This window comes from Klebsiella sp. GG_Kp175 (assembly GCF_040062325.1).
GTDB lineage: Bacteria > Pseudomonadota > Gammaproteobacteria > Enterobacterales > Enterobacteriaceae > Klebsiella > Klebsiella quasipneumoniae.
This window is the reverse complement of the sequence record NZ_JBEAFX010000009.1, coordinates 65,069-82,636: the sequence shown is the minus strand read 5'-3', so window position 1 is coordinate 82,636 and position 17,568 is coordinate 65,069. Positions and strand designations below refer to the sequence as shown.

The following is a 17,568-nucleotide window of genomic DNA, read 5'->3' as shown; positions in this document are numbered from 1 at the left end:
AATAATACAAGCTCGCGTAAAAAGAATAACTAACACATGGTAAAAATTCAATTATCAACAGATATGCTATTTTTTATACAACGCGTATTAAAAGATTATCGGCGCGACATAAAAAACCTTAAAAATCACTTGGATAAGCAGTTATATAATTCGTGAAAATAATAAAAACACTGAATTATATTTAGATTGCAATTAAATAACCGACGCCATTGAAATATTTTCTTACAAATTCAGGAGAAACATAAGAATCGACTTAATCTTTTATGATGAGTAATAACGGGTATAAACAAAAACAGGGGAAAATAGTCCACAACTATTCTCCCCCTCAATATTTCATAATATCCGGTTACGGGACCATGTTAAAACAGCAGCCAGCGCACGACCGGCGCAGCCAGCACGACGACCACCCCTGAGAGCATCATCACCAGGCTGGCCACTACGCCCTCCTGCTGGCCCAGCTCATAGGAGCGCGCGGTTCCGGCACCGTGGGAAGCCGCCCCGAACCCGGCCCCTTTCGCCATCCCTTCCCGGATAGCAAGCCGTAAAAACAGCATGTCCCCCACCGCCATACCAAAGACGCCGGTGATCACCACAAACAACGCCACCAGATCGGGTTGACCGCCGAGCGGTTTCGCCGCCGCCAGGGCAAAAGGCGTGGTCACCGAACGCACCGCCAGGCTACGCTGTATTTCGTCAGACAACATCAATCCGCGCGCCAGCCACACGGAACTGGTCACCGCTACCACCACCGCCGTCACCACCCCTGCGCTGAGAGACATCCAGTGGCGTTTAATCACCGCGACATTTTCATAGACCGGGACGGCAAAGGCGATGGTCGCCGGGCCCAGCAGCCAGAGCAGCCAGTGGGTCTCTCCCATATAGCTCTGATAAGAGATATGGCCTGCCACCAGGATCAGCACCAGCAGGATCGGCGTAAATACCAGCGGCATCAACGGCAGTTTATGAAAACGGCGATACAGTTTTTTATTAGCGTAATAGAGGCCCAGCGTCGCCGCCAGACACAGGATGCTTAGCGTGGCATCGCTCATTTATTTATCCTGCTCACTTCGTAACGATAGACCTTGTCAACGACCCAGGCGGTGGCGCCCAGCACCATCAGCGTGCTTAACGCAATCACCAGAAAAATCCGCCAGCCGTCGACCATCAGCAGTTGAGCATAATTGACCACCGCCACCACCGCCGGGACAAAAAACAGCAGCATTTCCGCCAGCAACCAGCGGGCGCCGGCGCGAACCCAGTTCAGGGGGATCACCCGGCAGACGATCAGCAGCAGGAGCATCACCATGCCGACCAGGTTGGCCGGCAGCGGCACCTGCCAGGTGTTCACCAGATATTGCGCGAAGATAAATAACCCGACGTAGAGAAGTACCTGCACCGGGATCTGAAGACGTTGCGCCACGACGGGGACAACGCGAGCTGGCGCGAAGGCCATGAGCGATATTCCTGGAAAAAAGAAGTCAGGGGTGCAGTATAGAGAGCCGCCGACGCGGACAGAAATGAATTAAAATCATCGCAGGTATAGTCTCAGGGAATAATTATGGATATCCGAACGCTGCGCTATTTCGTTGAAGTGGTTCGTCAGCAGAGTTTTACTCGCGCGGCGGAAAAGCTGTTCGTCACGCAGCCCACCATCAGCAAGATGCTCAAAAATCTCGAAGATGAACTGAACTGCACGCTGTTGATCCGCGACGGCCGCAAACTGCTGCTCACCGATACCGGACGCGTGGTTTTTGAACGCGGCCAGGCGATCCTCGGCGAGTTCAGCCAGCTGGAGTCAGAGCTGAGCGATATCAACCACCTGCATAAGGGGGTGCTGCGGCTGGGCATTCCGCCGATGGTCGGGATGCTGATGGCCGAGCCGATCAGCCGTTTTCGCGAACGCTACCCGGGCGTCGAGTTGAAAATCGCCGAGTTTGGCGGCCTGACGGTTCAGCAGGCGGTCAGCAACGGCGAGCTTGATATGGCGATGACCGCCCTGCCGATCGAAGAAGGAAGCAGCCTCACCACCTTACCGTTGTTCAACCACCCGCTGTGCGTCCTGGCGCCCAGGACCGCGACGTGGGAAGGCAAGACCTCGCTCTCGCCGGCGGAGCTGGCGGCGCATCCGCTGGTTATTTACAACGAAGATTTCGCCCTCAGCCAGCAGTTGATGCGCCTCTTTGCCGAGCATGATGTGAAGCCGCGGATCGCCGTGCGCAGCGGTCAGTGGGATTTTCTCGCCGCCATGGTGCAGGCCGGCATTGGCGTGGCGATCCTGCCGGAGCCGATTTGCCAGCGTCTCGACCCGCAGAATTTTTGCTGGATCCCATTGCAAAGCGAGCTGCGCTGGGAGCTGGGGATGATTTGGCGGGAAGGGGTGTATATGTCGCGCAGCGCTGAAGCCTGGCTGGCGTGCAGTAAAGCGTTCTGGCTGGAATAACGCCTGGCGGCGCCAGGCTGGTGCGCATCGGGTGGATACCGCGGAGGTTGTCGGCCCGGTAAGGCGTCAGCTGCCCGGGGGCACACGTGCGTTACGAGAGATCACCCGGCGGCGCTACGCCACCGGGTCTGACGATCACTGATCTTCGATCAACAGCGCTTCCAGCAGGTCGAGGTCGTGCAGCAGCTTCTGCAGCGTCTCGTTACTGATCTGCCGGGTGGCGCGCAGATGGTACAGCTCACCGCGCTCAGAGCGCAGCGCCGCCAGGCGGAAGCGCCGCTCCAGGCTCTCTTCGAGCATCGAGGTTTCCACATCGTTACGACCATCGGCGCGGCGGCGCAGGTTACCGATCACCCGCGAACTGACTTCGGTCAGCAGCTGGTTATCGATATTCTCTTTGGTATCCGCCGCCAGCCGCTCTTCCATCTTCTGGATCGCCACAATCGCCACGTCCGCCGTCGCCGCCCGCGCCAGACGCTCCTCTTTCCGCTGCTGCACATTATCGCTCGATTCAATGTGACGCAGCAGGATCGGCAGCGCAATCACCCCAACGAACAACGAGAACAGGATCACCCCGGCGGCGAGGAAAATCAGCTCATAGCGCGCCGGAAAGACATTCCCGTCCGGCAGCAACAGCGGAATAGAGAGCACACCGGCGAGGGTAATCGCCCCGCGCACCCCGGCAACGGAGGAGATCAGCAGCTCGCGCGTGGTCCAGGAGCCAAACTCCATCGGTTTCTTCTTCAGGAAGCGCTGGCTAAGCTTACGCATCGACCACAGCCAGCCAAAACGCACCAGCATCAGCGCGGCATAGATCAGGATGATGTCGGTAAACAGCATCCAGGTCTCGACGTTGGGGTCGGCTTCCGCCGCCACCAGCGAGCTGGAGAGGATATCCGGCAGCTGCAGGCCCAACAGCAGAAACACCATGCCGTTAAAGACAAACTCCAGCATCGCCCAGGTGCTGTTGGCGCGCAGGCGCATCGCCAGCGGCGCGGTACGCATCACGCCGGAACGGGTGATGGTCATCCCTGCCGCCACCGCCGCCAGAATGCCGGAGACGCCGATATGTTCGGCAATCAGATAGGAGGCAAACGGCAGCAGGAACAGCAGGACGATCTGCGTGGCGGGCTCGTCACCGCCCCAGCGGCTGAGGAAGCGCATCGAGCGGCCATACGACCAGCTCACCACAAACCCGGCCAGCACGCCGCCAATCGCCACCTTCAGAAACTCAACGGTGGCGCCGCCGACGGTAAAGACCATGGTGCCCATCGCCACCGCGACGGCAAACTTGAGCGAGACCAGGCCGGAGGCGTCGTTCATTAGCGCCTCACCCTGCAGAATACCCATGATTTTTTTCGGTATCCGCCCTTCCCCGACGATACCCGAGAGCGCCACGGCATCAGTCGGCGACAGTACGGCCGCCAGCGCGAACGCCGGGATAAGCGGAATGCCCGGCACAATCCAGTAGATCAGAAAGCCGATGCCGACCACCGTCACGACCACCAGCGCCAGCGCCAGGCCAAGGATCTCGCGCCCGTGCTCAATGAATTCGCGGGTCGGCGTTTTCCAGCCGTCGGCGAACAGCAGCGGCGGGATAAACAGGACCAGAAACAGCTCTGGATCAAATTCAACGTGCAAACCAAAGGTCGGCCACGCCAGAAGCGCGCCAATGGCGATTTGCATCAGTGGGAGTGGAACCTGAAAGGGCAGTACGCGCGTCACTACCCCGGAGAGTGAGACCACAAGGGTCATGATGAGGATGGTAAAGAATATTTCCATGTGTTCCCTGTTTGCTGCGTTTTCTTTTATACCTGTGAGGCGTCTTGCCTGTGAATCATACGCTACCCAGATTAACGCAAATGGAAACAGGATGTGGCTTAAAAATAAAACGGGCGGCCTGAGCCGCCCGAGAGGAGCACAAAGGGTTTAAATCGCCCACCCGCCGGCGTAGAAGACCACCAGCGCCACCGCGATAATCACCGTGCCGAGGTTCAGCTTACGCCACTCGCCGGAGACCAGGCGGCCGATCACCAGGGTCGCGAAACCGATCATAATGCCGGTCACGATGTTACAGGTCAGCACGATAAACACCGCGGTGATCAGGCCGGCCATCGCGTCGACGAAGTCGTTGAAATCGATTTTCGCCACGTTGCTCAGCATCAGCAGGCCGACGTACATCAGCGCCGGCGCGGTCGCGTAGGCCGGCACCAGATAAGAGAGCGGAGAGAGGAACAGGATCAGCAGGAACAGGACCCCTACCGTCACCGCGGTCAGGCCGGTTTTACCGCCGGCCGCGGTACCCGCCGCCGATTCGATATACACCGCCGCTGGCGCCGCCCCGACTAAACCGGAGAAGACGCTGCTCAGGGAGTCGGTGGTCAGCGCTTTACCGCCGTTAATGATCTGCCCATCTTTGTCCAGCAGGTTTGCCTGGCCGGCCACCGCGCGGATAGTACCGGTGGCGTCAAAGACCGCCGTCATCACCAGCGCCAGCACGCTGGGCAGCACGACCGGGTTCAGCGCGCCGATGATGTCGAGGCTGCCGATCAGCGAGTTGCCTTTATCATCGCTCAGGGATGGCATGGCGAAAATACCGGAGAAATGGACGTTCGGATCGAAAATCAGGCCGACAATCGACACGCCGATAATGGTCAGCAGAATACCGCCTGGTACTTTCATTTTTTCCAGACCGATGATCACCGCGAGGCCAATCAGCGACATCACCACCGGGAAGCTGGCAAATTTGCCCAGCGCCACCGGCAGACCATCCAGCGGGTTTTTGATCACCAGACCAACGCCGTTGGCAGCGATCAGCAGCAGAAACAGGCCAATCCCGATCCCGGTACCGTGTGCCACACCCTGCGGCAGGTTGCGCAAGATCCAGCTGCGGATGCCGGTTGCCGAAATCACCGTAAACAGGACACCCATCAGGAATACTGCGCCGAGGGCCACCGGAATACTAATGTGCTGCCCCAGCACCAGGCTGAAGGCGGTGAAGGCAGTCAGCGAGATAGCGCAGCCAATGGCCATTGGCAGATTCGCCCATAGCCCCATCGCCAGCGAGCCAACGCCCGCCACCAGACAGGTGGAAACAAATACCGCGGCCGGCGGGAAGCCCGCTTTACCGAGCATTACCGGCACTACGATGACGGAGTACACCATCGCCAGAAAGGTAGTGAGACCTGCAACAATCTCCTGACGCACGGTGCTGCCGCGCGCCGAAATTTTAAACCAGGCGTCTAATGAACCGCCGGTACGCGCTGAAGGCGTAGACATAGAAAACTTCCCCTGAAAATTTTTATTGTTCGTTGGTATGCGTGGTGGACCCTCCACTGCCAGTTAAACGCGATCTCCTTGTACCGAATCGCAGCGCCAGGGGGGCTGCAAAAAAGCAAACGTTTAACTCCACGCATACACTACGGTGTGTCAACCTTGTCTCCTCCCCCTGGATAGCAGATAAAAGAGGGAGCAAAACAGAAAGGCAAACGATTATCCGGCCTTTAGATAACCCTTTTCAACCGATGTTTATCGTATTTCGCTAAATTTCGCTTATGACGAACAGAAAATAACCAGCTGATGCGCAAACGTTATCGTCCATGCGCAATCCGCTAACAATTTTTTAGTCAGTTGCTTTCATTTAGCCGCGTCATCGGATCCGCTGATACCTCAGGCGCCGGGTAAGGTGAAGGGGCCGCCGCGCTCGATGGCCCGCTGCCAGGCCGGGCGCTGCTCCACCCGCTGTCGCCAGGCCTCGATATGGCGAAGATCATCCATGCCGCCGCGGGACAACAGCGCCATCACCGGGAAGCTCATCTGGATATCGGCCATGCTCAGCTGCTCGCCGGCAAACCATGGCCGCGTGGCCAGATGGTTGTCAATGAACCGCGCATGGGTGGCCAGTTGGGGATCGAGCCACGCTTTCTGGATACCTTTGCCCAGCAGCGAGCCCAGCGAGCGGACGCCAAAGGGCACCGGAGGTCTGCCGAGGCTGGCGAACACCAGCTTCATTAACAGCAGCGGCATCAGCGAACCTTCGGCATAGTGCAGCCAGAAGCGGTACTGCAGTTTGTCATCTGTGCCCTGCGGCTTCAGCAGCCCATCGCTGTCCCAACTCTCCTGCAAATACTCAAGGATCGCGCCGGACTCCGCCAGCACATAGCCGTTGTCTTCCAGCACGGGCGATTTACCCAGCGGGTGGATTTTCTTCAATGCCGCTGGCGCCAGCATCGACTTTTCCCGCTGATAGCGGACTATCTGATAAGGCAGCTGTAGCTCCTCCAGCGCCCACAGTACGCGTTGCGATCGTGACTGATTAAGATGATGTACCGTCAGCATGGGCCTCTCCCGTGGTTTGTTCAAATTAACTATAGGAACAGGCGCTGATTGCCGGGAAAATTTCGGCAAAATAGTGAGGAAAAAACGGCGGCGGATGCCATAGTTAAAGTGTCGACGCAAACCGGAACCTCCATCAACAGATTGCGCAATACTGAGGGACGTCGACGTCGGGGGAAACCCTCTCGTGAACCAACGAGATAATGCGAAAGACCAAGACCGGAAAACAACTAAAGCGCCCAGTTGTGGCGCTTTAGTTTTATCACTCCTCCTCCAGCAGCCGGGCGCCGGTCCCCTCTTCCCCCAGTTTATCGCCCGGGTTGCGTAGCGGGCAGTCGCGCCGCGATAAACAGCCGCAGCCGATGCAGCCGTCGAGCTGGTCGCGCAGCGCCGTCAGGGTGTGGATACGCCGGTCCAGCTCCTCGCGCCACTGGGATGACAGCATTTTCCACTCTTTTGCGCTGAGATTGTGCCCTTCCGGCAGCACGCCAAACGCGTCGCCGATGGTGGCCAGCGGGATGCCGATACGTTGCGCAATTTTGATAATCGCCACCGCGCGCAGGACATCGCGCCGGTAGCGCCGCTGATTGCCGGCATTCCGCTGGCTGTGGATCAGCCCTTTACTCTCATAAAAATGGAGGGCCGAGACCGCCACGCCGGTTCGTTTTGCCACTTCCCCGGGCGTCAGCAGCATTTTGATGCGGGGTGATTTCTTTTCCATAAAGCGCTTTACCTCAAGTTAACTTGAGGAATTATACTCGCCCGCAGACAAAACGACGAATCGAGAATTGAGAGAGGCCGCTTTATGTCCCATCAGGATATTATTCAAACACTGATTGAATGGATTGATGAACATATCGATCAACCACTTAACATTGATGTAGTCGCCAAAAAGTCAGGATACTCGAAGTGGTACCTGCAGCGGATGTTCCGCACCGTGATGCATCAGACGCTGGGGGATTATATTCGTCAGCGCCGTCTGCTGCTGGCGGCGGAGGCGTTGCGAACCACCCAGCGGCCGATCTTTGATATCGCCATGGATCTGGGCTACGTCTCGCAGCAAACCTTCTCGCGGGTCTTCCGCCGGGAGTTCGACCGCACCCCCAGCGACTACCGCCATCAGATCTCCGCGTGACGCGACGGCTGAGGCACGTTCACGGGCGCGGGCGCATTGGCTAACCACTGCATAAACTCCCGCGCCGGCATCGCTTTCGCAAACAGCCAGCCCTGGCAATACTGCACGCCGCGCTTGTAGAGCCAGCTTACCTGCTCAGGCGTCTCCACGCCTTCCGCGATAGTCTTTAGACGTAACCCGCGCGCCATCTCGATGATGTGTTCGGCAATCAGGTGGCTGGTGTTGTTGGTGGTCAGCGTATCAACGAAGGTTTTATCGATTTTAAGGATATCGACGTTCAGGGCGTGCAGATTATGCAGATTCGAATAGCCGGTACCGAAATCATCGATGGCAATTTCATAGCCCGCTTCGCGGAACGCCTGAATCACCGGCGTGGTCTTCGGTACGTCGATAAACCCCCGCTCGGTTACTTCGATTTTGATCTGCCCGATACAGACCGCATAGCTGCGCGCTTTCTCACTGATCTGTGAAATCAGCCGCGCCGAGTGGAAGTCCGACGCAGAGAGATTGATCGCCACGTACAGCTGCGGATGGCTGGCAAGAAACTCTCCCATTTCGTAAAACAGCTCATCCACCACGTAGTCCGTCACCTGGGCAATCATGCCTTCATTTTCCGCCAGCGGTATAAACTCCGCCGGGTTCATCACCGGGCCGTCAAACCCTGGCCAGCGCAGCAGCGCTTCCGCCCCGACGCAGCGGTTATTTTTAATATCGATAATCGGCTGGTAGTGCAGGCGCAGCTGGCGGCAGCTCAGAGCCCGCTGCAGCATATTGCGCGGCGAGTGATACTGACGGCGGGTGCGCGACCACACCAGCACCAGTAAAATACTGCAGATGATCCCCAGCGGCAGCGTCAGGCTGGCCTGGTCACAAAAGTTGTGATAATAGCTGGCCCGCGAGGTGGACATAATGACGGCGATCGGCCGGATAGCGGAGCGGGCTATCGTATACACCCGGCCATTCTGATTAAAAAAGGTATCGCCTTCGCGAATTAACGCATGGAGCTCCGCGGGCTCGACATTGTTACTCACCGAGAAAAAGAGGTTGGTTTTGGTATCGAACACGCCATAGGCTAAATCGCGATCGCTGGCGATCACTGAGCTGAACGAGAAGGGATTGACCACCACCACATAGGGTCCCTTCTGCATATAATTCATAGCAAAGCCGGGATAAAACGGCGTGTCCCGGTAATAGTAAATCGCGACATCCGGCTTTTTGGTGTAATTGGCCGCCGGCATCCGCCAGCCGGTTTGCTGATGAACGGACGTTGAACAGATAAAGCGCTGACCGTTAGCGTAGATCAGATCTTCCACATACAGCAGGCCGCGAACGATATGCAATAAATAACGCTGATGGTCCGCTGAGCACAGCTCCCCGCGATACTGGCTGGCTTTCGCCCGGGCCTGATCCGCTTCGCGGATGACCATTTCCGTTTTTTGCAGCGCCAGCTGCGAAAATGAGTGTAATTGATCAATGGTTTCGGCTTTCGCCCGCAGCTGGGCAAACCACAATGCCAGTACCACTGGCAATAAAATAACCAAACCCGTTCCGATGAGCCTTAGCGCCTTATGCGGCGCACTGTCACCCATTTACGCTTACATCCATGCGATATGCCTTAATTAAGGTAGACCAAACACGTTAGCAATCGCGACTGCGATAGATATCAGCAGATTTTCTGCCAGCCCTCACGGGCGTCAGCTTTACCCCTGATGGTGAAGAATAATACTTATTTATCAGGTATTCGGAAGATATTCCGCCAAGATTAAGAATAGACGCGTATCTGACTCGGTTTCTCCGTGTAATAAACAAGAACAGGTAATAAAACCCGCAGAATAATAATCATTAGCAAGGCAATGAAAATAAGATCAGCGGGGGTTGCTCACTAATATCCACACAAATAACATTGCTATTAAACGCAGCGAAAGCTCATTTTTTGACTGGTGAAGAAAGCGCCAAGTGTGATATAGTTCACACAAGTTGATGAAACAGAAATAGCGTTTCATCACTCTCTAGTACGCCAGTTGAGACCAGAGCGCTATGCCATCGTCAGTCGCGCCAGGTCGTCCATGGCTCCCCGACTTTCTTTGAGGATAGGTTAATGGCTTCCATTACTACCAGTGTCGTGTTGTTGCGCTGGCCCCTGGTGAGCGCAGTACTCATGTTTCTCGCCAGCTCACTGAATATTCAGCTTCGCAAAAGCGATTACGCCGGTCTGGCGGTGATCTGCAGCTGCCTCGGCCTTGCCGCCGCCTGCTGGTTCGCCACCGGTTTGCTCGGCATCACCCTGCTCGATATTGCCAAAATCTGGGGCAATATCAAAGATGTGATGATTGAAGTCATGAGTCAGACGCCGCCAGAATGGCCAATGATGATGACCTGAGGTTAAAAAGCTTCCCGACGGGAAGCTTTTTCGTTTTCTGCAGCTCTTATTTCCCCAATTTCGCCATCATCTCCGGACGCATAAATTTATGGATCACCACCATAAAGAGCAGCGATGGCACCAGCAAAATCAGCGCGGTAATCGACGAGACCTGATAGTTACCCGACATGCTGGCGTTATAGAGCAGCAGCGGCAGCGTAGTGATATCCGGCGCCCCGACGAAGAAGGTGCCGGTAAACTCATCCAACGACTCCAGAAAAACAAAGATGCAGGCGGCAACGATCCCTGGCGCCGCCTGCGGCAGCACGATGTGCCAGAAGGTATACACCGGTCCGGCGCCCAGGTTACGCGATGCCCGCGCCAGCAGCGGGTCGATGGCTGAAAACGCGGCCACACAGATCCACACCGAGTACATCAGACCATGGACGCTATGCACCAGCACCACCCCCGCGATAGTTCCGTTCAAGCCCCACTGGTAAAACAGACGAGCAATATTCATGTATACCGTCAGGTTGGGAAAGGCCTGCGGGAGGAGAAACAGCAGCATAAACAGCACCCGCAGCGGCATTTTCCGCCGGGAAAGCGCATAGCCGGCGGGAACGGAAATCAGCAAACAGACCCCCACCGACAGCAGGGCGATCAGTATGCTGGTTAACAGCGAGCTGGAGACATCGCTGTACGGATTGAAAACCTGATACCAGTACTTCAGGCCCCACTGGCTGGGCAGCGAATGGGGAAAATACCAGCTTTCCGCTACGGTCCAGATCAACAGGTTCAGAAGCGGGCCAAACATCGCCAGCAGCATAAACAGCAGCAGCAGGGTCTGCAGCACCGGGCTGGCGTTCACTTTACGGCGTCCTCTTACCCACCATGACGGAGAGGAAGCAAGGTTCAGCGCTTTCATCATTCACCGCCTTTTTGCTGCAGGCTATGGCGCAGGTAAAACCACGACAGCGCGCCGCAGATCGCCAGCGACACCACGCCAAGCGCATTCGCCACCGCGTAATCACCATAGGAATTGACGCGAAACGCCATATCCACGGTCAGCATCGTCGGCGTCCCCACGCCGATCATCAGCGGTACCGACAGCACCGACATCATGGTTACCGTCGACAGCACCAGCGCCACGCCGATGGTCGGCAGGACCTGCGGCAGCATAATATCGAACAGCAGCCGCGGCCGGGAGGCGCCAAGGTTACGTGCGGCGAGGATCTGCGACGGCTCCAGCGCCGCCATCGCTCCGCAGATCAACAGCGTAGCAAAGGCCAGCTGCTTCCAGACAAAGGTAATGACAATTCCCTTCCATCCCAGCCAGGAGAGGGTCTCCAGCGGCCTGACCAGATCGGCCGCCACCAGCGCATTGTTCATCAGGCCATTTTTGGCGAGAAAAGTGCGCATCATCTGAGCGACGACGATAAAAGGAATAAACAGCGGCAGGCGATACAAAAAACCCAGCAGGCGAACAACGGGCCGGCAAGGCGACAGCGCAATCACTGCCGACAGGGTAATGGCGATCAGCGCTAACAACGCCACCGAGATCAGCACGATAAGCAGCGAAAAGAGCACATCGTTGGCGTAAAGCGCGTAGACCTTGCGAAAATGATCGAGGGTGAACGGCTGTCCCGGCGCGGTAAACGCCGAGACCAGCGAAAACCCCAGCGGATACAAAAACAAGATCGCGACCATCAGCGCGGCCGGGGCAACCAGCAGCAAATATTTTAATGAACTGGACATAAAGAACCTGGCGTTGGCACAAGCAAGCGCCCGGGTCGGCGACCCGGGCTGGAAAAAGGGTTAATTGGCCACCTGGCTTTCGTAACCCTCTTTGATATCGTCAAAGTAGGGAGCGATCGGGAAGCTTTTGCCATACTTCGCCAACGCTTCTGGCGAGATTTCGGCAAACAGTTTTTGCCAGGTCGCTGCATCCAGCTTCGGCTTCACCTGCCCGGCGTCGATGCCCGGATACCAGTTGAACTGCTTAACGATCCCCTGCGCCTGCACTTCCGGGCTGGTGGCCAGCGCGATAAAGTCGCGCGCCAGCTGCGGATTCGCCGCTTTCGCCGGAATGACGTAATACATCGGCTGACCCGGCATGCCCGGGGCCAGTAAAGCGAGCTTAATCGATGGCGGCAGCTTGCCCTGATCTTTCCAGCTATAGAACATGTCGACCCATACCGGGCCCATGGCAATCTCTCCCCGACTTAGCATGTCGAGCGTACCAGCGTTGCCCGGAGTGAAAGTGACATTTTTATTGAACGCCTTCAGTTTCTCATAGGCTTGCTGCCAGCCCTTTTCGACGCTTTTATCATAAGGCGCGGAGGAGAGGCGCTCGGCGTCGGTCCCGTAGGCGTAGATCCAGCCCACCACAAAGCTAACGCCGGACATGCCGTTCTTGATGCCGTTATAGCCAAAAGCCTGAGGATGTTTCTGCGTCCAGGCCACCAGCTCGTCATACGACGCCGGTGGCGTATTGACGAGATCGCTGTTCCAGGCGATAGCGGTCTGGCTTAAGAACATCGGCATGACGTATCCGTCGACGTTAACGCCCAGCGCCTGGGTGGCGCTCGGCGAGCTCACCATGCCGCCGGTCTGAATATCCTGGCGATATTTTTGCAGCAATCCCTTTTCCACCTGCTCCCCGCCCGCCTTCTGATGCACCACGGCGACGTCGATATCCCATTGCTGCGCGCCGCTCTCCTGCTGGGCGCTCAGCTTCTCGCTAATTTTATTCGACCCGGCGTCGCCTGGGCCGGTACCGATCACCCGCACCTTGACGCCGGGATGAGCGGCTTCAAATTTTGGCCCCAGCCAGGTTTTCACGTAATCCACCATATTCTGATCGCCCGCGGTGGCGACGTTAAGAAAGGTGTCGGCCTGGGCGCTAACGCTCAGGCAGAGGGTCGTTAAGATCGCTGCTTTCGTCTTAGTAAACATGGATTGTCCCCAGAATGAACACGCTGATATCACTGTGATAGTGGTAAAGGAAAAATATGGAGGGCCGGCATCGGCACATGGAGCCTGACGCGGCTTTTCGTCGGCCAGCACTGAGCGGAGTCGGCCTGCAGCAGGCGGTCATGACAGCGCACGCTGTGGCGATACAGATTGCCCAGAAACGCGCTCTGCTCCACCATCCCCTCCAGGGCGAGCCCTTCCTGCGGCGCGGGCTGCGTTAATTCAGCGAGCGTGGCATCGGCGCTGCGAAAATAAATGACTTTTTCACCCTGCTGAGCAGCGGATAAACCGGATATTGCGGCAGCGGATATTTCATCAGAGGTTATTTTATTATCGGCGCCCATAAAATCAGCGACGAAGGGTGTCGCGGGTCGCTGATATATTTGTTCCGGCGTGCCGGTTTGCTCAATTCGCCCCTGGTTTAATACCGCAATTCGGTCCGCCATCACTAATGCCTCCTGCTGATCGTGGGTGACAATTAATGACGTAAAGCCGAGTTTCTTTTGCAGAGATTTAATTTCATGGCGCACATTGAGCCGCACTTTGGCATCCAGATTAGATAACGGCTCATCCAGCACCAGCACCTGAGGCTCTATCGCCAGCGCCCTCGCCAGCGCCACCCGCTGCCGCTGGCCGCCCGAGAGTTCGGTCACCTTCACGTCAGCCAGCCCGTCGAGATTGACGATCCGTAGCAGCTCCGCCACTCGCCGTGTGATATCCGCCCCGCGCCATTTGCGCAGCTTCAGGCCATAGCCAATATTGCGCGCCACCGTCAGGTGCGGCCACAGGGCGTAGCTTTGAAACACCATGGTGATATTGCGCTGCTCCGGCACCTGATGGGTGATCGATCGGCTGGCGATGGCGATCTCCCCGCTTTCCACCGGAATAAAACCGCAGAGGGCATTCAGCAGGGTGGTTTTTCCACATCCGGAAGGGCCGAGCAGGGCGATCATCTCCCCCTGCTCGACCGCCAGATCGATATTATGTAAAACCACTTTATCGCCATAACTAATTTTAAGGCCAGAGATCTTTAAATAACTCATATTCGCTACCTGAAAGCGCTGTTGCGGGCATTTTTTATTGGTATGAACACGTGTTCATTTAGCTGTAAAAAAAATGCAACGTTGACTCGACATGATGTGAGCCTACTTTGTCGGGTATTTATGACAATTTAATTAAGCGACAAAAATTTTTTGCGAGGGTAAATGAAAATAGATGTGCTTGGCTGCGGGAGCGCCTTTTCCTGCACGCAAAATACTTCCGCGTTGCGGGTAATCGACGCGGACAACAAACAGTGGTTAATCGACTGTGGCCCCACCGTTCCCCGCGCGCTCTGGCAGCGCGGCGGCGGGGTCAACGATATCGACGCGATCTACTTCACCCACGTTCATCCGGACCACTGCACCGGTCTGACGGCGCTGCTGAATTACTGGAAAAGCGGCTCCCGCCAGAAGCCGTTGATTATCTACTGCCAGCCGGCGCAGCAGCCGGTGCTCAAGCAGCTGGCCGCGCTGGCGAACTGGCCGCAGGCGGAGCTTGGCTTCACCCTCGACTGGCAAGCGTGTCGCGACGCCTGGACGTGGCAGGACTGGCAGATCCGCACTGCCCCCACCCAGCATGAGCTGAGTAATCGCGCCATCCGTATCACCATTGCCGGGCAGACGCTGTTTTACAGCGGCGATGGCCGGCCGACCGCCGACTCGATGGCCCTGATGGCCGGCGCCGGGCTGGCGTTTCAGGAGTGTGCCTCGGTGGCGGCTCTGGACGATGACGCCTCTCATGGCGATTTCCCCTCTTGCCTGATGCTGTTCAGAACGCTGCAGCTCCCAGCGCTGGGGCTCTATCACTGCGAGGATGCTTCCCTGCCGGCGCTGAAGCAGGCCTGCCAGCCGTGGCCGGGTTTATTCGTTTCCCGGGATGGGCTCGCCTTAACGTTGCCGCGTCCCACGTTTAACGACGAGGCGCATATCCTATGAGCCCTGCACCCCGTAAACCCAGCGTCACTGCCCAGGACGTTGCCCGGCGAGCGGGCGTCTCCCGGGCGGTGGTGTCCCGGGCGTTGAGCAGCAACGGCAGCATCTCTCCCGATGCCCGGGCGCGGGTGTTGCGCGCCGCCGAAGAGCTGGGGTATCAGGTTAATTTCCTCGCCCAGGGGCTGAACCGCCAGCGCAGCCACTTAATCGGCGTGATCGTCTCGCGCATCAGCGATCCTTTTCGCAGCGCCCTGCTTGATGCCCTGCTCAACGAGATCCAACGCCAGGGCTTTCAGGCGCTGGTGAGCGAGATCCATAGCGAGCAGGATCTGGCGCACACCCTGCGCCGTTTCGCTCAGTTTCGCGTCTCCGGAGTTATCGTTACCTCCGGCCAGCCGCCGGAAGCGCTGGTGAACGAGTGCGTTCACCAGCATATTCCGGTGGTGGGCATTAACCGTCAACCGACGATCCCCGGGGTGGATTATGTCTGCTCTGATAACGCCGCTGGCGCCGAGCTGGCCGCCGACCAGCTGTTGCGCAGCGGCTGTCGGCGCTTCGGCTGGCTCAATACTCACCCTTCCACCTGGGCCGGACGCATGCGCGGGGAAGCGTTCAGCCGGGCGCTACAGACGCGCGGAGTGAACATCGAACGCGACCTGGCGCACCTCGCCTGTCCGGAAGAGGGCTACGTCGGCGGTGAGCAGGCCGCGGCGCTCGCTGGCGAGGTGCCTGAGGGGATCTTTTGCGCCAATGCCCAGCTTGCCTGTGGCTTTCTCGATGGAATGCGCCAGCGCGGCAAACAGGCGCCTGAGGATTACCAGCTGATTGGTTTTGATAACACGCCGCCGACCGCGCAATATAGCTACCAGCTCACCACCCTACATCAGGATGTGGCGGCGATTTCCCGCCAGGCGCTTACCCGGCTGCAGGAGCGCGCCGCCGACCCTTTACAACCTTCACGCACCACCTGGGTGGAGGTGACATTAATTCACCGGCGCACGTCGCCCTTTGTTATCTGAGAGCAGGACTATGACGGAAGCACAACGAGAGTCATTATGCGCCTTGATTCGCCAGGCTGGCGCCCACGCCCAGGCGCTGCGCGATGCGGGATTACAGGTCGATAAAAAATCGCGCCAGGACTTTGTGTCGCAGGCGGATCTCGCGGTAGAACAACAGATTAAAGGCTGGCTGCAGGCCCATTTTCCCCAGGAGGGTTTCCTCGGCGAGGAGAGCGGTTTTGCTGGCGATGAACAGACCGTCTGGGTGCTCGACCCTGTCGATGGCACCACCAACTTTATCCTCGGTATGGATTACTGGTGTATCTCGCTGGCGCGAGTATGCCAGGGCGAGCTGACGCTTGGCATTATCTACGCTCCCGATCGCGATGAGTTTTTCTTCGCCGGCCGCGGCGAAGGCGCGTATCTCAACGGCCAGCGTCTGACGCTACGCGAACCGGATCCGGATGCGGTGGTGGTGGGTATGGGCCGTTCCAGCCGCGCCCCGGCCAGCGACTACGCCCAGGCCATCGCGACCCTGCTCGACGCCGGCCTGGAATATCGCCGCTTCGGCGCGGGGGCCCTGATGCTGGCGCATGTCGCCGCCGGCCAGCTCCATGCCTATTATGAAGCGCATATGAACAGCTGGGACGCGCTGGCAGGCATGCTGTTGATTGAGGAGGCGGGTGGAAAGTGCAATGCGTTTCTCGCCAATGAGGGTCTGCGGCGAGGCAACCTCGTGCTGGCGGGCTGCGCAAGCGTCCAGCCGCGGCTGGCGGCCCTGCTGGCGAAATAACGCCACGCCGCCGGCGGCTGGCCGGCGGCGTGGACTGACTACCGCCAGGGTTCGCTGCGGGGAATATTATTCGGACAGCGCTTAATTGCGCAAAAGGACTGGTAAAAACAGGAGTCAGACCGCTCGCCGCCGGCATGGTATGGGCAAGATGGCCGCTCACGTAATTTTTCCCATTGCGCCTCATCGTACACCGTAATATTGTAGATTTTTAATGAATGATACTGGTCATTAATTAAAACTCTCGAGGAATAGAGCTTCATCGACTCGCCGGGCAGCAGGATCACATCGGCCTCGTACCACATGATAAATTTTAAGAAACGCAGACTGGATATTGCCGAAAAGGCGATGCCGGATTGCGGGCAGATCAGAGTATTAAGAATAGTCCATTTCATATTCCTTCCTTATACAGATGCTACAAATTGTTACCGTATATAGTGATAGCATTCATTATTATAAACCGCAAGCGTCCCTGACAATTATGTGACTTAAGACAATTCCTAACAACACAACCCATTATTAGTAACGTTTCATTTTCCTCTCGAAATTTATGATTAGGCCCGAT

General features: G+C 57.3%; 18 protein-coding genes. 6 read left to right on the top strand and 12 right to left on the bottom strand.

Features of this window, described 5'->3' with window-relative positions; genetic code table 11:
• Positions 1–359: 359 nt before the first annotated feature.
• Both ABLU73_RS14930 and ABLU73_RS14925 read right to left on the bottom strand, forming a co-directional pair.
• The gene (locus ABLU73_RS14930; protein WP_264924105.1) at positions 360–1,049 is read right to left on the bottom strand and encodes an LrgB family protein; all 690 of its coding nucleotides are present in this window, start codon (positions 1,047–1,049) and stop codon (positions 360–362) included.
• A complete protein-coding gene (locus ABLU73_RS14925) occupies positions 1,046–1,453 on the bottom strand; it encodes a CidA/LrgA family protein (protein WP_032456851.1) in 408 nt (135 codons plus the stop codon). Before ABLU73_RS14925 ends, ABLU73_RS14930 begins: the two co-directional genes overlap by 4 nt.
• A gap of 105 nt (positions 1,454–1,558) precedes the next feature.
• Here ABLU73_RS14925 and ABLU73_RS14920 point away from each other — a divergent pair, with 105 nt between their 5' ends.
• Positions 1,559–2,440: a LysR family transcriptional regulator gene (locus tag ABLU73_RS14920; RefSeq protein WP_004206335.1), complete on the top strand. Its 882-nt coding sequence runs from the start codon at positions 1,559–1,561 to the stop codon at positions 2,438–2,440.
• A gap of 135 nt (positions 2,441–2,575) precedes the next feature.
• Here ABLU73_RS14920 and ABLU73_RS14915 read toward each other — a convergent pair whose 3' ends face one another.
• The 4 genes from ABLU73_RS14915 to soxR all read right to left on the bottom strand — a co-directional run bounded on the left by ABLU73_RS14915 (position 2,576) and on the right by soxR (position 7,496).
• Entirely contained in the window at positions 2,576–4,222 is a 1,647-nt protein-coding gene (locus ABLU73_RS14915) for a Na+/H+ antiporter (protein ID WP_004206334.1), read from the bottom strand.
• 147 nt (positions 4,223–4,369) lie between these two features.
• A complete protein-coding gene (locus tag ABLU73_RS14910; RefSeq protein ID WP_094311161.1) occupies positions 4,370–5,719 on the bottom strand; it encodes an NCS2 family permease in 1,350 nt (449 codons plus the stop codon).
• 390 nt (positions 5,720–6,109) lie between these two features.
• On the bottom strand, positions 6,110–6,778 hold the full coding sequence (locus ABLU73_RS14905) for a glutathione S-transferase (protein WP_017900107.1): 669 nt from the start codon (positions 6,776–6,778) through the stop codon (positions 6,110–6,112).
• Positions 6,779–7,037: 259 nt separating this feature from the next.
• A complete protein-coding gene (gene soxR, locus ABLU73_RS14900; protein ID WP_004206331.1) occupies positions 7,038–7,496 on the bottom strand; it encodes a redox-sensitive transcriptional activator SoxR in 459 nt (152 codons plus the stop codon).
• 84 nt (positions 7,497–7,580) lie between these two features.
• On the opposite strand from soxR, the gene soxS reads away from it, so the two are divergent.
• On the top strand, positions 7,581–7,910 hold the full coding sequence (gene soxS / locus ABLU73_RS14895; RefSeq protein ID WP_004206330.1) for a superoxide response transcriptional regulator SoxS: 330 nt from the start codon (positions 7,581–7,583) through the stop codon (positions 7,908–7,910).
• Here the strand turns inward: soxS and ABLU73_RS14890 are convergent.
• Positions 7,895–9,499: an EAL domain-containing protein gene (locus ABLU73_RS14890; protein WP_085551762.1), complete on the bottom strand. Its 1,605-nt coding sequence runs from the start codon at positions 9,497–9,499 to the stop codon at positions 7,895–7,897. The two genes, soxS and ABLU73_RS14890, sit on opposite strands and share 16 nt — an antisense overlap.
• 509 nt (positions 9,500–10,008) lie before the next feature.
• On the opposite strand from ABLU73_RS14890, the gene ABLU73_RS14885 reads away from it, so the two are divergent.
• Positions 10,009–10,290: a YjcB family protein gene (locus ABLU73_RS14885; RefSeq protein WP_002885064.1), complete on the top strand. Its 282-nt coding sequence runs from the start codon at positions 10,009–10,011 to the stop codon at positions 10,288–10,290.
• A 46-nt stretch (positions 10,291–10,336) separates the two neighbouring features.
• Here ABLU73_RS14885 and ABLU73_RS14880 read toward each other — a convergent pair whose 3' ends face one another.
• From ABLU73_RS14880 to ABLU73_RS14865, 4 genes are read right to left on the bottom strand one after another with little or no spacing between them, the layout of a single operon-like run.
• Complete coding sequence (locus ABLU73_RS14880) at positions 10,337–11,194, bottom strand: ABC transporter permease subunit (RefSeq protein WP_004206327.1); 858 nt, start codon at positions 11,192–11,194, stop codon at positions 10,337–10,339.
• A complete protein-coding gene (locus ABLU73_RS14875) occupies positions 11,194–12,024 on the bottom strand; it encodes an ABC transporter permease subunit (RefSeq protein WP_004206325.1) in 831 nt (276 codons plus the stop codon). The genes ABLU73_RS14880 and ABLU73_RS14875 overlap by 1 nt, the downstream gene beginning before the upstream one ends.
• 60 nt (positions 12,025–12,084) lie before the next feature.
• Complete coding sequence (locus ABLU73_RS14870; RefSeq protein ID WP_004206323.1) at positions 12,085–13,224, bottom strand: extracellular solute-binding protein; 1,140 nt, start codon at positions 13,222–13,224, stop codon at positions 12,085–12,087.
• A 29-nt stretch (positions 13,225–13,253) separates the two neighbouring features.
• A complete protein-coding gene (locus ABLU73_RS14865) occupies positions 13,254–14,285 on the bottom strand; it encodes an ABC transporter ATP-binding protein (protein ID WP_264924104.1) in 1,032 nt (343 codons plus the stop codon).
• A 162-nt stretch (positions 14,286–14,447) separates the two neighbouring features.
• Between ABLU73_RS14865 and ABLU73_RS14860 the strand changes: the two genes are divergently transcribed.
• Genes ABLU73_RS14860 through ABLU73_RS14850 form a run of 3 tightly spaced genes read left to right on the top strand, consistent with a single transcriptional unit; the run spans position 14,448 to position 17,006 of the window.
• Positions 14,448–15,218: a ribonuclease Z gene (locus ABLU73_RS14860; RefSeq protein WP_004206319.1), complete on the top strand. Its 771-nt coding sequence runs from the start codon at positions 14,448–14,450 to the stop codon at positions 15,216–15,218.
• Entirely contained in the window at positions 15,215–16,234 is a 1,020-nt protein-coding gene (locus ABLU73_RS14855) for a LacI family DNA-binding transcriptional regulator (protein WP_043519228.1), read from the top strand. Before ABLU73_RS14860 ends, ABLU73_RS14855 begins: the two co-directional genes overlap by 4 nt.
• Positions 16,235–16,244: 10 nt before the next feature.
• On the top strand, positions 16,245–17,006 hold the full coding sequence (locus ABLU73_RS14850) for an inositol monophosphatase (protein ID WP_049093109.1): 762 nt from the start codon (positions 16,245–16,247) through the stop codon (positions 17,004–17,006).
• Between the two features lie 38 nt (positions 17,007–17,044).
• Here ABLU73_RS14850 and iraM read toward each other — a convergent pair whose 3' ends face one another.
• Complete coding sequence (gene iraM, locus ABLU73_RS14845) at positions 17,045–17,398, bottom strand: anti-adapter protein IraM (RefSeq protein ID WP_004206315.1); 354 nt, start codon at positions 17,396–17,398, stop codon at positions 17,045–17,047.
• Positions 17,399–17,568: the final 170 nt, after the last annotated feature.